General features: G+C 62.2%; 14 protein-coding genes. 4 read left to right on the top strand and 10 right to left on the bottom strand.

The features are described from left to right. Nucleotides 1-11: 11 nt before the first annotated feature. Nucleotides 12-875: a mechanosensitive ion channel family protein gene (locus ACI3L3_RS12755; RefSeq protein WP_404845511.1), complete on the bottom strand. Its 864-nt coding sequence runs from the start codon at nucleotides 873-875 to the stop codon at nucleotides 12-14. Nucleotides 876-1,075: 200 nt separating this feature from the next. Here ACI3L3_RS12755 and ACI3L3_RS12750 point away from each other — a divergent pair, with 200 nt between their 5' ends. Together ACI3L3_RS12750 and ACI3L3_RS12745 are read left to right on the top strand one after the other, a co-directional pair. Beyond that, nucleotides 1,076-2,506, top strand: coding sequence for an RtcB family protein (locus tag ACI3L3_RS12750; protein WP_404845510.1), 1,431 nt, complete (start codon nucleotides 1,076-1,078; stop codon nucleotides 2,504-2,506). 131 nt (nucleotides 2,507-2,637) lie between these two features. Continuing rightward, the gene (locus ACI3L3_RS12745) at nucleotides 2,638-3,090 is read left to right on the top strand and encodes a hypothetical protein (protein WP_404845509.1); all 453 of its coding nucleotides are present in this window, start codon (nucleotides 2,638-2,640) and stop codon (nucleotides 3,088-3,090) included. A 134-nt stretch (nucleotides 3,091-3,224) separates the two neighbouring features. Here the strand turns inward: ACI3L3_RS12745 and ACI3L3_RS12740 are convergent, their stop codons facing one another. From ACI3L3_RS12740 to uvrB, 6 genes are all read right to left on the bottom strand, one after another. Then, nucleotides 3,225-4,436, bottom strand: coding sequence for a methyltransferase domain-containing protein (locus tag ACI3L3_RS12740; protein WP_404845508.1), 1,212 nt, complete (start codon nucleotides 4,434-4,436; stop codon nucleotides 3,225-3,227). A gap of 227 nt (nucleotides 4,437-4,663) precedes the next feature. After that, nucleotides 4,664-5,449, bottom strand: a complete 786-nt coding sequence (gene dapB / locus ACI3L3_RS12735; protein WP_404845507.1) for a 4-hydroxy-tetrahydrodipicolinate reductase — start codon at nucleotides 5,447-5,449, stop codon at nucleotides 4,664-4,666. Nucleotides 5,450-5,480: 31 nt separating this feature from the next. After that, nucleotides 5,481-7,748: an NAD-dependent DNA ligase LigA gene (gene ligA, locus ACI3L3_RS12730; protein WP_404845506.1), complete on the bottom strand. Its 2,268-nt coding sequence runs from the start codon at nucleotides 7,746-7,748 to the stop codon at nucleotides 5,481-5,483. A gap of 43 nt (nucleotides 7,749-7,791) precedes the next feature. Continuing rightward, nucleotides 7,792-8,526, bottom strand: coding sequence for a glycosyltransferase (locus ACI3L3_RS12725; RefSeq protein ID WP_404845505.1), 735 nt, complete (start codon nucleotides 8,524-8,526; stop codon nucleotides 7,792-7,794). Between the two features lie 175 nt (nucleotides 8,527-8,701). Next, nucleotides 8,702-9,784, bottom strand: coding sequence for a potassium channel family protein (locus tag ACI3L3_RS12720; protein WP_404845504.1), 1,083 nt, complete (start codon nucleotides 9,782-9,784; stop codon nucleotides 8,702-8,704). Nucleotides 9,785-9,787: 3 nt separating this feature from the next. Then, a complete protein-coding gene (gene uvrB / locus ACI3L3_RS12715) occupies nucleotides 9,788-11,818 on the bottom strand; it encodes an excinuclease ABC subunit UvrB (protein ID WP_404845503.1) in 2,031 nt (676 codons plus the stop codon). Nucleotides 11,819-12,003: 185 nt separating this feature from the next. Between uvrB and ACI3L3_RS12710 the strand changes: the two genes are divergently transcribed. Together ACI3L3_RS12710 and ACI3L3_RS12705 are read left to right on the top strand one after the other, a co-directional pair. Further along, on the top strand, nucleotides 12,004-12,486 hold the full coding sequence (locus ACI3L3_RS12710) for a hypothetical protein (protein ID WP_404845502.1): 483 nt from the start codon (nucleotides 12,004-12,006) through the stop codon (nucleotides 12,484-12,486). A 310-nt stretch (nucleotides 12,487-12,796) separates the two neighbouring features. After that, nucleotides 12,797-13,612: a pentapeptide repeat-containing protein gene (locus tag ACI3L3_RS12705; protein ID WP_404845501.1), complete on the top strand. Its 816-nt coding sequence runs from the start codon at nucleotides 12,797-12,799 to the stop codon at nucleotides 13,610-13,612. 82 nt (nucleotides 13,613-13,694) lie between these two features. Here ACI3L3_RS12705 and aat read toward each other — a convergent pair whose 3' ends face one another. The 3 genes from aat to ACI3L3_RS12690 all read right to left on the bottom strand — a co-directional run bounded on the left by aat (nucleotide 13,695) and on the right by ACI3L3_RS12690 (nucleotide 17,077). Next, entirely contained in the window at nucleotides 13,695-14,405 is a 711-nt protein-coding gene (gene aat, locus ACI3L3_RS12700; RefSeq protein ID WP_404845500.1) for a leucyl/phenylalanyl-tRNA--protein transferase, read from the bottom strand. Nucleotides 14,406-14,482: 77 nt separating this feature from the next. After that, complete coding sequence (clpA, locus tag ACI3L3_RS12695; protein WP_404845499.1) at nucleotides 14,483-16,789, bottom strand: ATP-dependent Clp protease ATP-binding subunit ClpA; 2,307 nt, start codon at nucleotides 16,787-16,789, stop codon at nucleotides 14,483-14,485. Beyond that, entirely contained in the window at nucleotides 16,790-17,077 is a 288-nt protein-coding gene (locus ACI3L3_RS12690) for an ATP-dependent Clp protease adaptor ClpS (protein ID WP_404845498.1), read from the bottom strand. Nucleotides 17,078-17,232: the final 155 nt, after the last annotated feature.

Below are 17,232 nucleotides of genomic sequence, written 5' to 3'. Positions count from 1 at the left end.
CCGCAGCAGCGCTACTGCTTGGCGGGCTGGGCCTCGCCCTGCGGATACAGGTGCACATCGCGCTGGGGAAAGGGAATGGTGATGCCTTCGGCGTCGAACGCCTTTTTGATGGCTTCCATCAGCGCCCAGTACGTGCTCCAGTATTCCTCGGTCTTCACCCACGGGCGCACCACAAGGTTCACGCTGGAGTCGCCAAGGGTGTGGACGGCAACAACGGTTTCCGGATCGTCCAAAATGCGCGATTCCTTGGCGAGGGTCTTCCACACCACGTCTTTGGCCTTGTCGATGTCATCGTCGTAGGCAATGCCAAAGGTAAAGTCTATGCGGCGGATGGGGTTGGCTGTCACGTTGGTGATGACGTCGCCCATCAGCATGGAGTTGGGGATAATGATGCGCTGGTTGTCCGGCGTCACCATGATGGTGTTGAAAATGGTCAGGCGCTCCACGGTGCCGGCAACGCCAGCGCCAAGAACATAGTCGCCCACCTTAAAGGGCCGGAACACCACCAGCATCACGCCGGAGGCAAAGTTCGACAGCGAGTCCTTCAGGGCAAGGCCGACGGCAAGACCGGCAGCGCCAAAGACCGCGATAAGCGACGTGACATTCACGCCCAAATGCGCCAGCGCGGCGATGCCCACGGCGGTCAGCAGTGTGTAGTACGTCACGCCGCTCAGAAAATTCGCCAGCAGTTGGTCCGCATGCCCGCGCCCCGCAATACGGGACACGCCCTCGCCAATGAGCTTGGCCACCCACCGGCCCAGCAAAAAAATAATAATGGCCACGGGCAGGCGCAGGCCATTTTTCACCAGCCAAGCAAGGGCGAGTGTGGACCACTCGCTGAATTCAGCTACAGGCAGTATTGTCGATAGATCCATTCTGTTTCCTCCGTTTCACTCTCGGCGCGTTCGCGTAAGCATTCTGTGCGAATCATCCCTTAGGATATAGCGTATGCGCCCCGCAAGGAAAAGTCACAAAACACCTTGCCTCTGGCCCCGCGCCCGCTCTCCCGCTATGATCGCCTCAAACGGCGTGCAAGCCGCGCACAAAAGACGCCCCAAAGACGTCAGGAGCCACCATGGACCAGACCAATTTCACCAACCTCGGCACCAACCACTGGCGACTGCCCCGCCGCGGAACGATGCAGACCGACGCGGATTTTTTCGCCTCCAGCGATCTGCTGCGCGCCATGGAGGACGACGTGCGCCGGCAACTGTGCGCCGTGGCGTCCCTGCCCGGCATCCGGGGCGCGGCCATCGCCATGCCCGACGCCCATGTGGGCTATGGATTCCCCATCGGCGGCATAGGCGCTTTTGATCCCGAGCGCGGCGGCATTGTCAGCGCGGGCGGCGTTGGGTTCGACATTGCCTGCGGCGTGCGCTGCCTGCGCACCGGCCTGCACAAAAGCGATATTCTCAGCGCGCAGGACGAGCTGGCGGACACGCTGTATACGGCCATCCCAAGCGGTCTTGGTACCGGCGGCTCCATCCGCCTGTCGAGGCAGGAGGCCACCGCCCTGCTGCGAGACGGCGCCAAGTGGGCCGTCCAGCGCGGCTACGGCTCGCAGGCGGACCTTGACCATACTGAGGAGCGCGGACGCATGGCCGGGGCCGACCCGGACGCCGTGTCGGAAAAAGCCATGACGCGCCTGCGCGACGCCATCGGCACCCTTGGCTCCGGCAACCACTATCTGGAAGTGCAATACGTGGAGACCACGTACGACGCCCGCGCCGCCGACGCCTTTGGCATTGCCGAGGGCGATGTGCTGGTCAGCATCCATTGCGGCTCGCGCGGGCTTGGGCACCAAATCGGCACCGACTACCTTGCGCGGATGCTGGACGAAATGCCCGCCCATGGTCTGCCCATCACGGACCGCCAGCTTGCCTGCGCCCCGGCGGCCTCGCCCCTTGGGCGGGCGTATCTGGCGGCCATGCGCTGCGGCATCAATTGCGCCCTTGCCAACCGGCAAGTACTCAGCCACCTCACGCGCGAGGCCTTTGCCCGCGTCTTCCCCGAGGCGCGGCTGTCCCTCATCTACGACGTGGCGCACAACACCTGCAAGGAGGAGCGCCACACCGTGGGCGGTGACAGCGCCGCCCTGCTGGTGCACCGCAAGGGCGCAACCCGCGCTTTGCCGCCGGGGCACCCGGACCTGCCGTCCGCATACGCCGCAGTAGGCCAGCCCGCCTTCATCGGCGGCAGCATGGGCACGGCGTCCTACATTCTCACAGGAACGGACTACGGCATGCGCGTGGCCTTCGGTTCCATCTGCCATGGCGCGGGCCGCAGCATGAGCCGCAAAAAAGCGCAGAAAACCTTTCGCGGTGGTCAGGTGCTCTCGGACTTGCGGGACCACGGCATCGTCATCCGCAGCGGCTCCACGCGCGGCGCGGCCGAGGAAGCGCCGGGAGCCTATAAGGACATTGACGCCGTGGTGCGCGCGGTGACGGACGCAGGCATCGCCAAAGCGGTGGCGCGTGTGCGGCCTCTGGTCTGCGTGAAAGGGTAGCCCGCGCGTGGCCCGCATCGTCCAAGCTCTGCCCGCCCATCCCCCACATACGCCGACCAGCACGCCGCGCGCCGCACGGAAAAAACGCGGCATTATTCCTCCCGCGCGCCGGTTTGTGGTATGCTTTACCGATGCTCCACACCCTTGTGCGCAACCAAATGCTGCCCGTCTCCCTTGGCGAAGCGTGGCTCTATTTCTCCAACCCGGCAAACCTGTGCCGCATCACGCCGTCGTGGCTGTGTTTTGACATGACCTGCCGCGAGCCGGACGCCATGTATCCCGGCCAGATCCTCACCTACTCCATCCGGCCGTTTCCGGGCGTCTCCATGCGCTGGGTCACAGAAGTCACCCACGTGCGCGAGCCGCATTACTTTGTGGACGAGCAGCGCCTTGGCCCGTACCGTTTCTGGCACCATCAGCATATTTTCGAAAAGAAAAACGGCGGCGTGCATATGCGCGACATCGTCAACTACGCCCTGCCGCTCGGCTGGCTGGGAGACGCGGTGAACAGCCTTATTGTGCGCCCGCGCCTTCGGGCCATCTTTGCCTTTCGCAAGGAAACCCTCGCCAACCTTTTCGTCTAGCGCGCCCCCCCTCTCACCTCTGACCGCAGACCACAAAAAGGGCGACGCCTCCATCAGGAGACATCGCCTTCTGCAGTCTACGGAGCACAGCCGGCGCTCAGGCCTGCCGGAACACGCCACGCACATCACACGCATTACACGCGAACGGCGCTCACCACATACACGGGGTCGCTGGTCCATGTTTCGCGGATGTGCGGGTCATCCTCGGGCCGCCACCAATTCCGGACACTGACGGTTTGCATATCGGCGAACACGCCCGTCTTCTGCAGATAATGCAGAATGTAGCCCACGCGCTCAAACTCGTGCAATTCGCGCCAGATGGCGACGACCTTGGTGGGGAACCACCTGTTGGAGCACCCAATAAGCGCCACGCCCCCCGGACGCAGCACACGGGCTATCTCGCGCACCAGTTTCTCCGGCTTGGTAACGTACTCAAAGGACAAACTCAGCAGCACCGCGTCAAACTCACCGTTTGCAAAAGGCAAAGACGGGGTGCGGTTCACATCGTGCACCACATGGTCGCCCAATGCCGGATTCGCGCGCATTTCCTCACTGTTGAGGCCAAGGCCAACCATGTCCAACCCAAGCGGCGGCACGTGCGACTGCACACTGCTCATCAGGTCCAGCACGCGCATGCCCGGACGCAGGTGATGGGAATACTCCTCCTGCAAAAACAGCGAGGCCTGCGCATCCACATGCCCCACAAGGCGCGTGGTTTCATAGAATTCCTCATCCGGTGCGGCGTCCACGCGGTCAAAGTCGCCGCTTTCGCTGGCGGCAAAATCCGTTGGGCCACCCTCGCACCGCACCTGCATCCCCGGACCGGAACAGCAGATTTCCTCAATCCAATCCGTCAGCCGCCCGCCCGTATCGCTTGCCTTTTCCGCGGCGTTGAGCACGGTTGCGGACAGCGTAAACTCGCGCCCGGCAAATGGAGCATTGCGGTCCGCCACAAGGCGGTCCTCTGTCAGGGCGGTAATGCGAAACGGCGAGACGGTTTGCGGAAACACTCCGGGAACGTTGCGGAGCAATCCGCTCGGATAAAAACGCCCAAAGCGCGCCTGCACCGTGCGCCCACCAAACATGCGCGGGCAAAAATCATCCGGACGCAGGTCAAAGACCACGCTGTCCGTCCTGTCCGCCACGGCCTCGCCGGGTGCATAATGGATACGGACGCTTTCGCCGATGTCCTTCCCCATCAGCGCCTCTTTGAGGCCGGGGGGAAAAATGTCCCGCCACAGGTTGACCTTGCGGCCAAGGTAACGCTCCCGGTGCCGGGCCTCGGCGCTCTCCCACGTTATATCGAATGTAATGGTCGCGAGGGCGTTCATATCAATTGGTGCCATGTCCTCCTTCTTTGCTCACCCTGAGTTGGGTTCAAAGGTTCAGGAAAAGGAAACACTCCCAACACACTGGGAAAACGTACCCCAAAGCGGACCAATTGTGAAGAATAGTACAAGCCTTTTCTCACCGGTCTACAAAACGCCCACCACACGCGGAAAAACGTGCATACAAAAAGGCGGCAGGGTCAATGCCCTGCCGCCTTGAAAAGCCACTCTGAATCTCTACGCGTCTACAACGCGACAACGTCCGCCATGGCGTACAGCTTGCCCCCGGCCTTGCCGGACAGCCATTTGGCCGCGCGGACGGAGCCTTGAGCGAAGGTATCGCGAGAGTGCGCCTGATGCGTCACCTCAATGCGCTCACCCGGGCCCATGAAGTACATGGTGTGCACGCCAACCACGTCGCCGCCGCGGATGGTCTGCACGCCGATTTCTTCCTTAGGGCGCGCGCCGATGATGCCCTCGCGGCAGTAGGTGCCAACCTGCTGCAGATCCCAGTCGCGGGCTTCGGCCACGCACTCGGCCAGCTTGAGGGCCGTACCGCTGGGGGCGTCCTTTTTCTGATTGTGGTGCAACTCCACCATCTCAATGTCGTAATCCAGCCCCAGCTTTTTCGTCAGTTCCGGCAGAATCTGCTGCAGCACGCTGACGCCAACGCTCATGTTCGGCGCCCAGAAGGTCGCGTTGGTGGCGGCGATGGTGCGCAGTTCGTCCTGCTCCTCCGGGGTAAGGCCCGTGGTGCCGATGACAATGGGGTTGCCGTTGGCCGCGCAGACGCGGGCGTTGGCAAGGCTGGCCTGCGGGGCCGTAAAGTCGATGACCACCGCGCCGGGATGCTCCGGCAAAACCGTGGCAAGGTCGGTGCCCACGGGGCAGCCAAGGTAGTCCAGACCTTCCGTGCTGCCGGGGCGCTCCACAACGGCGGCAAGCTCCGCGCCAGCATCGTTCTGCACCATGCGGCAGATGGTTGCGCCCATGCGGCCCTTGGCGCCCATGACGATAATAGGGGTACTCATGTCGTCCTCCGGTTCCATTCGTGTTGCGATATTAGAAAAGTGTGTACTGCTTGGGACCTGCCGGGGCGTCCGCCTTGCGTTCCTTGTCGGAGTCTGGGTCGGCGTCTGGCTCGGTGGCATCGGCATTGTCTGGTGCACCGTCTGAAGCGTCTGCGTCACCCTCCGAGGCGTCGCTGTCCTCCGGTGCGGGTGCATCCATGCTCTCGGGCGATGTGGCTGATTCTGCGCCAACAGAAGAGTCGTCTCCGCCGTCAGCAGCCCCGCCAGCGCCGCCTTGCAGCAGCGCCATAAAGGCATCAAGATCAATGACGGCAAGGCCCAGCTTTTCGGCCTTGGTCAGCTTGCTGCCCGCCTTTTCGCCAGCCACCACGTAATCCACATTTTTGGAGATGCTCTTGACCACCTTCGCGCCAGCGGCCTCGGCCAGCTTGGCGGCGTCGGGCCGCGACATGCCGGGCAGGGAGCCGGTGAAGATGAACGTTTTCCCAGCTAAGGGCTGCTCTCCGGCTTCGGCCGTTTCATCCACCCCGCCGACGGGCCACAGCCCCACCTCGCGGAATTCCTCCACAAGGTGGCGGTTGTCGTCGTTCTGAAAAAAGGCGTGGACGCTTCCCGCCACTTCCGGCCCAATGTCCGGAAGCTCGGTCAGCGCCTCCACCGAGGCTTCGGCAATGGCGTCAAGGTCGCGGTAGGCGCGCGCCAGCGTGCGGGCAGTCTGTTCGCCCACATGGCGGATGCCCATGGCCGCAATAAGCCGCTCCAGCGGCGCTTCTTTGGCCGCCTCAATGGAGGTGATGACATTCTGCGCCGACTTCGGCCCCATGCGCTCAAGGTGCATGATGTGCATGCGCCGCAGGCGGAACAAATCCGCCGGCGTCTTGACCAGCTCCTTTTCCACCAACTGCTCCACAAGGCGCTGCCCAACGCGGGACATATCCAGCCCGGCCTTGGACACAAAATGGACAATGCGCCGCCGCAGCACCGTGGGGCACGACACATTCAAACAGCGAATCGCCACCTCTCCGGGCAGGCGGTCCACCGGGGAGCCGCAGGACGGACAGGCGGTGGGGAAAACAAAGGGCTTTTCCTCGCCAGTGCGCTTTTCCACAACAGGGCCGACAACCTCGGGGATAACGTCGCCCGCGCGCTGGACGATGACGGTATCGCCCTCCAGCACGCCCTTGGCGCGGATTTCATCCTCATTATGCAGGGTGGCGCGCGACACCGTCACACCGCCCACCACCACAGGGCGCAGATGCGCCACCGGGGTCAGCACGCCGGTGCGGCCCACCTGCACCTCTATGCTCTCCAGCACAGTCTGCGCCTGCATGGCCGGAAACTTCAACGCCATGGCAAAGCGCGGCGCACGCGCGGTAAAGCCAAGGGCGTCCTGCGCCTCGATGTCGTTGATTTTGGCGACCACGCCGTCGATTTCCACGGGCAAGTCGTCGCGCTCGGCCATCAGGCGCTCGTAGTAGGCGGCCACCTCGTCCGGCGACTGGCACAGCTTAGCCAGCGGCGGAATGGTAAAGCCCGCCCCGGCCAAAAATTCCATCATCCCCTGATGCGTGGACCACTTGGCTTCGCCGGAGGGGAAGGACACCTCGCCAATGCCGTAGGCCATAAAGCTCAGGCGGCGGCGCGCGGTGATGCGCGAATCCAACAGGCGCAAGGAACCGGCGGCGGCGTTGCGCGGGTTGGCGAAGGTCTTGCCGCCCTCCTCGTCCTGCTGGCGGTTCAGGCGGACAAAGTCCTCCTTGAGCATCACGACTTCGCCGCGCACCTCAAAGCGTTCCGGCATGTCGTCCATGTCGAGCTGCAGGGGCAGGTTACGCACGGTGCGCATATTGGCGGTGACCACCTCGCCGGTGATGCCGTCGCCGCGCGTCAGCGCCGTGGTCAGCACCCCGTTTTCATAGATGATTTCGCACGCCAGCCCGTCCAGCTTGGGGTCCACCCAAAAGGGCAGGTCGTGGTCGATATCCAGCCCGCGCCGCACTCTCGCGGCGTATTCGGACCACTCGTCCACGTTGAACACGTTATCCAGGCTGTACATGCGCAGGCGGTGGTCCTGCTGCACAAAGCCCGGTGCAGGCTCGCCGCCAACGCGCCGCGTTGGCGAGTTGGGGTCGTCCAGTTCGGGGTATTGACGCTCAAGGTCCTGCAGGTTGCGGAACAGGGCGTCGTATTCGGCGTCGGTTATCTGGGGATCGTCAAGGACGTAGTAGCGCCTGTTGTGGTATTCCAGCTGTCGGCGCAGGTCCTCGACCTGTCGTCGTATTTCGGCAGAAGCGCTCACGTCGCGGTCTCCTGTTTCATCTCTCGGGTAATGCGTCGGCGGGTTATTCGCCGATTCTGTAACGTCGTCTGGCGAGCAGACGTTCCTGGCGGGACCGTTGCGGGTCGCGCCGCTCGGCCGTCTCCGGGGCCATAAAATAGAGCCCCAGCACATCGGGAATCAAGAGGAAATCCTCGGTCCGCGCGATGCGGAGCCAGAATTCATAATCGCCGATGGCTTCGAAGTCACGGTCGAAATAGCCGTAGCGCTCGTGCAGAGCAGCGCGCCACATGGGCTGTGGACCGACAAAGTTGTAGGTAAACAGCGTCCGCCTGTCGAAGGCGGGCCAGTCGCTGCGCCCAATGGGCGTGCAGGTCGCAAAGTCCTGACACGGCGTGGCCGTCACATAAGCATTGGCGTAGACCAGCGCCACCTGCGGATTTGCGTCCAGCGTCGCGGCCATAACCTCAAGGGCGTCGTGGCGGTGGCGGTCGTCGGCATTGGCGTTGGTCAGGTAGCGTCCACGCGCGGCCCGCGCGCCACGGTTCCACGCGCTATAGATGGTCTCGCGCTCGTCCGTGGTGATAAGGCGAATCGTCTCGTGCTCTTGCTGGTACTCGCGCACGATGTCGCGCTCGTTCTCGGGCGAGCCGGTCTCCACGACAATGATTTCCAGACGCTCGCCAAGGCTCTGCGCCAGCAGGTCATCCAGACAGCCCCGGATGAACCGCTCGCATTTGTAGGCCGATACAATGGCCGTTACCACCGGCTGGTCGCTGTGCTCCACCACCTGCTCCACTGCGTTTTTCCTTTCGCCTCACAAAACAAAGCCGCCCCGCCTTGGCGAAACGGCCCTTCTGTCGTCACTGCCCTGCACAGCCACTGGCGCGGAGTACACGGCGCAGCCGCCACACGGCCAACGCCCAAGAATGGCGCGTTCCGCCGGGGCCGCCGCACGGCGTTGCCTCCGCCGCCTAGATAATTTCCCACAGGTCGCGCAGGTTCTCCTTGCCGCCAACGATGACGAGGATATCGCCCTCTTCCAGCACGGTGTCGGCTTCCGGATTGAATATCAAATCGCCGCAGGCCTTCTTGATGCTGATGACAATAATATTGAAGCGCTGGCGGAGCTTGGACTCAACAAGGGTCTTGCCCTTAAAGTCGCTGCGTTCGGTGATTTGCAGCTCCTCCATATTGAGCTGCATCTCGCTTCTGGACAGCGTCAACTCAAGGAAGCTGGTCACCGTGGGCTGGAGCACGGACTGCGCCATACGAAGCCCGCCCAGCATATGCGGCAGCATCACCCTGTCCGCGCCCGCGCGCTCCAGACGGGGGATGTGCTTTTCATGGTCCGCACGGGCCACGATATACAGGTCCGGGCTCATCTGCCGCGCAGTGAGGGAAACATACACGTTGGCGGCCTCCTGCGAGACAGCGGTGATAAGGGCCTTGGCGCGGTCTATGCCCGCCTTGGTCAGCACTTCGTCGTCCGTCGCGTCGCCGGCGATGAAGAGAATATCGTCCTCTTCCATCTTGGCCATCAGCTCGGGGTCTTTCTCAACGGCCACGACGGGGATGCCCTCGCGCTGTATCTCATTGACGGCAATGCTGCCGATGCGGCCGTACCCGCAGACGATGATATGGTTGGACAGCTTGTCGATGGTCTTTTGCACTCTCAGTCTCCCCCAAACGGTTTGGAGCCGGCCTTCCACAAGAATCTGGGTGAACGAACCGACAAGGAAGGCGAAGTTGCCCACACCCAGAAGGATGAGCACGCTGGTGAGAATCATGCCGCTCTCGGACAGGGGGTGAACTTCCTCAAACCCCACGGTGGAGAGCGCGATGAGCACCATATAGAAACTGTCGAGGTAGCTCCAGCCCTCGATTTCCATATAGGCGTAGATGCCGCCAAAGAACACAATAAGCAGCGTCACCAGCCCCATGATGAGCGGGAACAGGCTCCCATAGCGGCGGCGAAGCTTGGAAAGCCGCACCTGCCCGCCCAAAGCCTGCGTGAGCTTGCGCCGCTTCAGCGACTGGAATTTGCGTTTGCGCATAGGTTAGTCGAGGGTCTGGAGAACGCCGCGCAGGACGGAGATTCTGTCCCGCAGTTCCGCGGCGCGCTCAAATTCAAGATCCTTGGCTGCGGCGCGCATGTCGCGCTCCAGCGCCTTAATCTGCTTGGCGATGCCTTTGGCGTCTGCCGCAAGGTCATCCAGTGCCCCTGCGCCAGCGCGTTTCTTCTTGTCCGATGTTTTGTCACCGTACAATGAATCCAGTACATTATCCATTTTTTTCCGGATGGTCTGGGGCACGATGCCGTGCTCCTCATTGTAGGCAATCTGCTTGGCGCGGCGGCGTTCCGTCTCGTCCATGGTCTCCTTCATGGAGCGGGTGACGGTGTCCGCGTAGACAATGACCCGGCCGTCCACATTACGCGCCGCGCGGCCAACGGTCTGGATGAGCGAACGCGTGGAGCGCAGGAAGCCCTCCTTGTCGCCGTCGAGAATGGCAACAAGGGATACCTCGGGGATGTCCAGCCCCTCGCGCAGCAGGTTAATACCCACCAGCACGTCAAATTCGCCCTTGCGCAGCGCCTGCAAAATAGCCACACGCTCCAGCGTGTCGATGTCCGAGTGCAGATAGCGCGTCTCCACGCCCATGTTGCGGATGTATTCCGTCAGGTCCTCGGCCATGCGCTTGGTAAGGGTGGTCACCAGCACGCGCTCGTCCCTGTCGCGGCGCAGGCGGCATTCGGCTAACAGGTCGTCCACCTGTCCGTCCACGGGGCGCACCTCAATTTGCGGGTCCACAAGGCCGGTGGGACGAATAATCTGCTCCACCACAAGCCCCTGCGCGCGCTCCATCTCCCACGGACCGGGCGTGGCGGAAACGTACACGGCCTGTCCCTTGCGCTCCAAAAATTCATCAAAGGCAAGGGGACGGTTATCCAACGCCGAGGGCAGACGGAAGCCAAAGTCCACCAGCGTGCTCTTGCGCGAGCGGTCGCCGTTGTACATGGCGCCAATCTGCGGCACAGTGACGTGGGATTCGTCAAGAAACATCACAAAATCGTCGGGAAAATAGTCCAGCAGGGTTGCTGGCGGGTCGCCGGGTCCACGCCCGTCCAAATGGCGGGAATAGTTCTCGATGCCATTGCAGTAGCCTAGCTCCTCAATCATCTCAAGGTCCAACTGCGTGCGCTGCTCAAGACGCTGGCGCTCCACGAGCTTGTTGCCGTCCTCAAACTCGCGCAGGCGCTCGCCAAGCTCGTCACGGATGTCGCCCATGGCGCGTTGCAGGTTCGGCCTGTCGGACACATAGTGGCTGGCGGGGAAAATAATGGTCTTGTGGATGGTGGAGACCACCTTGCCCGTGACCGGGTCCGTCTCCGTGATGGAGTCGATTTCGTCGCCAAAGAACTCCACGCGCAGGGCCTGCTGGTTGGAATAGGCGGGCAGAATCTCCAGCACGTCGCCCCGGATGCGGAAGGTACCGCGGTGGAAGTCGTAGTCGTTGCGCTCGTAGTGCACCTCCACCAGCCGCTCCACGACCTTATCGCGCGTGGTAGCCTGCCCCACCTCAAGGGGGATGACCATGCGCGAGTAATACTCCGGCGAACCAAGGCCATAGATGCAGCTAACGGACGCCACGATGAGCACGTCGCGCCGGGTGAGCAAGGCGTGGGTGGCCGCGTGGCGGAGCTTGTCTATCTCGTCATTGATGGACGAGTCCTTTTCAATATACGTATCGGAGTGCGGCAGATAGGCTTCCGGCTGGTAGTAGTCGTAATAGCTGACGAAGTATTCCACCGCGTTATTGGGAAACAACTGGCGGAACTCGTTGTACAGTTGGGCCGCAAGGGTTTTATTGGGCGCAAGGACAAGGGCCGGACGCTGCACCTCCTCCACGACTTTAGCCATGGTGTAGGTTTTGCCCGAACCGGTGACGCCCAGCAGCACCTGATCCTGCACGTTTTGCAGAATGTTCTGCGAGATGTCCGCAATGGCCTGTGGCTGGTCGCCCTTTGGCTCATAAGGACTCACGACCTTGAACGGATTATCGTAGGAGACATTTTCGCGTGATGGCATACGCGCCTGTATACGCGGGAGAAGCCCGATGGTAAAGCGCCCCCGGCCTTTCCCACCAAAACGCCGGGATTTGTGACAGCCTTCACAAACACCGGGATATGGCGTAGAACCCATGCCCGGGGTGGTGGTTCAACCCACCGCCCTTTCGGACGATTCGTCACTTTCGCTACGCAAAGGAGCACGCCATGCAGATACACAGCCATACGTCCCATACCCCCCTGCCCGTGGACCGCGCCTACGTCCTGAGCATGACCATCAAAAGCTTCAAAGGCCGCCGCGATGTGCAGGTGCACCTGTTCCGCACAGGCTACGACATGGCCGAAGCGCAGGGCTACCCGTGGGAGCACCTGCTTGGGGACCCCCTCGACGCACAACACACCGACGCCGAGGGCAGCCGCCAGCTCCTGCTGGAAGCCTTCACCGCCGACGAACGCGACCAGATTCTGGCCTACCTTGAAAAGCGCTATGCCGACAGGTTGACGGAAATCTCCGCCCAGCCGATGGACTTCCCCATCCCCCTTGGGCTGTGTCCGCTCTCTGCCTTTCCGGAGGGCGAAACCATCGGCTTTATCCGCTTTGACCGCATCCCCAACTACGACCTGCCCTTCGCCTTCCACGGCCTGTACGACCTTGCCCAGCACAGCCCCGTGGTCAAAGAGCAGGACTAACCGCGCCAGATACCGTCCATATCCAGCGGCCCGCATCCACGGATGCGGGCCGCATTTTTGCGCCATTTTGCCGCCACCTCGCCCGTTTTTCAGCGCCGCAGACGCGGGGAAGATGAGCGCCAAGCAAGCCCCCGCGCACCCTGCCCCAAGGGTGAGCGCCCACACGCTTTTTCCGGACCGTTTGCATCAGAAATCATGCAACACTGCGAAATAGAAGAGCATATAAAACAGCATTTTCTACTGGCACAAAAGCGAAACAATAGGTACTGTGCATTCTCGTTTCTGCACCACTAAACGAAGACACAATAGCATGAACGCACAGAACGCACTTACACTGCTCTACAAGGGTGTTTCCCATTGGAATGCATGGCGAAATTCCAATCCTCACGTCAGGATGGATTTCCCCGGTGCCCGTCTGGCTGGTCTTGACCTTGCCGGTGCGGACTTTTCCGGCGTGTGCCTTTGCGGGGCCAACCTGTCCGGCGCGGACCTGACCGGGGCGAACTTCATCGCCGCGGACTTGAAGGGCGCGGACCTGTCCGGCGCAAACGCCCAGCTGGCGGACTTTGAGGACGCGCACATGGCCCGTACGGACCTGCGCGACGCCAACTTTACGGACGCGCGGCTGGTGGGCGTCAACCTTGATGGCGCTATCCTGACCGGCGCGGTCTTCGTGCGCGCCAACCTTGAGGAAGCCTACATGGCCCATGCCCGCCTTGCCGGGGAGGACCTGCGCGGCGCACGCCTTGCCGGCGCAGCCCTTGATGATGCGGACCTGACCGGCGCGGACCTGTCTCTTGTCAACTTTGCACAGGCGGACCTTGACGGCTCCCGCTTTACCCGCGCCAAACTCGCTGGCGCGCTGTTTGCCAACGCGGACTGTGACAAGACGGACTTCACGGACGCAGACCTCACAGGCGCGGACTTTTCCGGCACCACCCTGCGCGGGGCCAAGCTGGCCTTTGCACGCGGGCTGACCATCAAGGCCCTTGCCATGGCAGGCTCCCTGTGTGGCGCGGCCCTGCGGCGGGAAGAGGAAACCAGCCTCGGCACCACGCACCCCGCCCTGTTCGACGTGCCCCCGGACCTCATGCGCGAACGGCGCATCGGGCGGCACTCCTCCTAAATTTTTTCACGCACGCACATGAGAAAAGGCACCCACCACACGTTGTGGCAGGTGCCTTTTTTCTTTGCGGGCCGCAGCGGCGCTACCCCTGCGGTGCCAGTGGATTGAATCCTTCCGGCATGGTCCACGCTCCCGGTGCGGGGTCTTCCTCGCGCAGGGCGCGCAGGCGCTCCAAAAACGCCCGGCGTGAAATCTCGCCCGCGCCAAAGCGCAGCAAATGGTTGGTGGTCTGCTGACAGTCGACAATGGCGTAGTTCCACCGCTCCAGCAGACGCACCAAGTGCACGAAGGCGACCTTGGACGCATCCGGCAGCACATAGAACATGGACTCGCCAAAAAACGCGCGGCCAATGGCAACGCCGTACAGCCCGCCAACAAGTTCGCCTTCGCACCATGCTTCCACGGAGTGCGCCAGCCCCAAGGCGTGCAGACGCTCGTAGGCGTCCACCATCTCGGGCACAATCCATGTTCCGTCCTCGCCCTTGCGGCACACGGCCCCGCAGGCGCGAATCACATCGCCAAAGGCGGCGTTAAGGGTGACGGTAAACCGTCCGGCGTTGATGACGCGCCGCAGGGAGCGCGGGATGTGCAGCGCAGGCGGCTCCAAAACCAACCGCGGGTCCGGGCACCACCACAAAATAGGCTCCCCCGGCCCATACCACGGGAAGATGCCCCGCGAATACGCGGCGGCAAGCCGCTGCGGCGACAAGTCGCCCCCAAAGGCGAGCAGTCCATCCGGTCCCGCATGCTCGGGATCCGGAAACCATACATGCGCCGTGCGCAGATAATCCATTGGCATATCCTTCTCTCGGACAGAAAAAGGCGCGGACGTCCCCGCCCGCGCCACATTCATCCAAACAGCGGCAAAAGCTAACGGAAACTGAAAACCAAGTTGCCCTGCTTCTCGGCCTTCTTTTTGCCCTTCTTGCCCTTGGCCGGGGCATCAACAACGGCCTCGCCGCCGCTTGCCAATTCGCCAAAGAGCACGGCATCCGCCAGCTTGTCTTCAATCTCGTTCTTGATAAGGCGGCCCATGGGGCGCGCGCCGTAGGTGTCGTCGTAGCCATTCTTGGCCAGCCATGCCCGTGCGGCGTCCGTCAGGGTCACCTTCACGCGGCGTTCGGCCAGCCTGTCATTCAACTCGCCAACGAACTTGTCCACAATGCGTTCCATGATGTCCGTGGTCAGGGAGTGGAACGGCACCACGCCGTCCAGCCTGTTGCGGAACTCGGGCGAGAACACCTTTTCCACGGCCTGCATGCACTTGTCGGACCGGTCCGCACCCTGCGCATCGCCAAAGCCGATGGTGGCCCCGGCCGCCTCCCACGCGCCAACGTTGGAGGTCATCAGCAGAACAACGTGGGAGAAGTCCGCCTTGCGTCCGGTGTTGTCGGTGAGCGTGGCGTAGTCCATCACCTGCAGCAGGATGTTGAACACATCGGGGTGGGCCTTTTCGATTTCGTCCATGAGCAGCACCGTGTAGGGGTGCTTGCGGATGGCGTCCGTAAGCAGACCACCCTGATCAAAGCCCACATAGCCGGGAGGCGCACCAATCAGCCGCGCCACGGCGTGCTTTTCCATGTACTCCGACATATCAAAGCGCAGGAAGTTCACATTCAGGCACTGGGACAGTTGGCGCGCCAGTTCGGTCTTGCCAACGCCGGTGGGACCAACGAACAGGAAGCTGCCCGTGGGCTTGCCGGGCTGGGACATGCCCGCACGGGAGCGCTTGATGGCGCTGGCCAGCAGTTCAATGGCGGGGTCCTGCCCAAACACGCGGCCCTTGAGTTCCTCCTCAAGGTGCTGCAACCGCGCGCGGTCGCTGGTGGAGATGCGCTCCGCCGGGATGCGCGCCATGCGGGCGATGACCTCTTCAATGTCATTGGGCCGGATGGGGTTGCCCTTGCGCAGGCGTTTGCGCAGGCGGTACCGCGCCCCGGCCTCGTCAATGACGTCAATGGCCTTGTCCGGCAGGAAGCGGTCGTTGATGTGGCGGCTGGAAAGCTCCGCCGCCGCGCGCAGCGCGCCCTGCGTGTAGTGGACGTTGTGGTGCTCCTCGTAGTGGGGCTTCAGGCCCTTGAGGATGTCCACGGTTTCGTCCACGGTGGGTTCGCCCACGTCAATTTTCTGGAACCGGCGCGACAGGGCGCGGTCCTTTTCGAAATGGTTTTTGAATTCCTCGTAGGTGGTGGAGCCGATACAGCGCAGCTTGCCCGAGGCCAGCACGGGCTTGAGGATATTGGAGGCATCCATGGTGCCGCCGCTGGTGGCACCCGCGCCCACGATGGTGTGGATTTCGTCCGCAAAGAGAATCGCGCCGGGAATCTGGTCGAGTTCCGCCAACACGCCCTTCATGCGGGCTTCAAAGTCACCACGGTACTTGGTTCCGGCAAGCATGGCCCCCATGTCGAGGGCAAAGATGCGCACGTCCGCAAACGCCTCGGGCACCTCGCCATCCACAATGCGCAGGGCAAGGCCCTCAGCAAGGGCGGTTTTGCCGACGCCGGGGTCACCCACAAACAGCGGGTTGTTCTTGCGGCGGCGCGCCAGAATCTGCACGGTGCGTTCAATCTCGCCGTCGCGGCCGATAAGGGGGTCAATGTCCCCGGCGCGCGCCTTTTCCACGAGGTCCACCGTAAACTGTTCCAGCATGCTGCCATTTTCCTTGCGCATGTCATCGGGCGGAGCGCTGTAGGGCTTGCCCGGCGACGGCTGGTCGTCCGGCGGCGCCCCGCCCCACGGGTTGGCACTGCCAAGACCGTGGGAAATGTACTCCAGAATATCCAGCCGCGTCACACCGTGCGAGCGCAGGAAGTACACCGCGTAGGAGTCGTCCTCCTCAAACAGGGCGGCCAGCACGTCGCCAACGTCCACCTTCTCCTTTCCAGCATTCTGGATGTGAAGAATGGCCCGCTGCAACACGCGCTGCACCCCAAGGGTCTGTACCACCTCGCCCTCATGGTCCTCGGGCAGGATTTCCATGTGGTCGATGAAGAACCGCTCTAGCTGGTGCTTCAAACGAATGACATTCACACCGCAATTGACAAGAATATCTCTCCCCGTTTCCTCAAGCAGAACCGCATAAAGCAGGTGCTCGAGGGTCAAGTACTCATGGCTACGACGTTTAACTTCCTTCACGGCCGCACTGAGGACGTTCTCAAGTCGTTTGCTGAGCATCTAGACCTCTTCCATGGTGCATTTTAACGGAAAGCCCGCTTCCTGCGCCATATGCCGCACGCGGACAACCTTTGTCTCTGCCACTTCCGCGGTATACACGCCGCACACGCCCATGCCGTGGTTGTGGATATTCAGCATGATTTCGGTCGCCTGAGCCTCTGTCTTTCGGAACACCCTGACCAGCACATACACCACAAAATCCATGGTGGTGTAGTCGTCATTGTGAAGCAGCACTTTGAACTTGCGCGGCTCGCGCACATCGTCTTCGACCATCTGGTCTGGACTCATTCCAGGCTGCGAAAACGAATCGGCCACCGTTATCTCCCTTGACATCTCCGGGAAGCCCATCTGACGCGTTAATCCCCGAGAGGGCGCGTCATGCGGGGAAATAGGCTCTGCCCATTATCTAAAACTTACGCAAATTGCTCTGCCCCGTAAAGAGG

This window comes from Desulfobaculum sp. SPO524, from assembly GCF_044987625.1.
Lineage (GTDB): Bacteria > Desulfobacterota > Desulfovibrionia > Desulfovibrionales > Desulfovibrionaceae > Desulfobaculum.
This window is presented reverse-complemented; position numbering and strand designations above follow the sequence as displayed.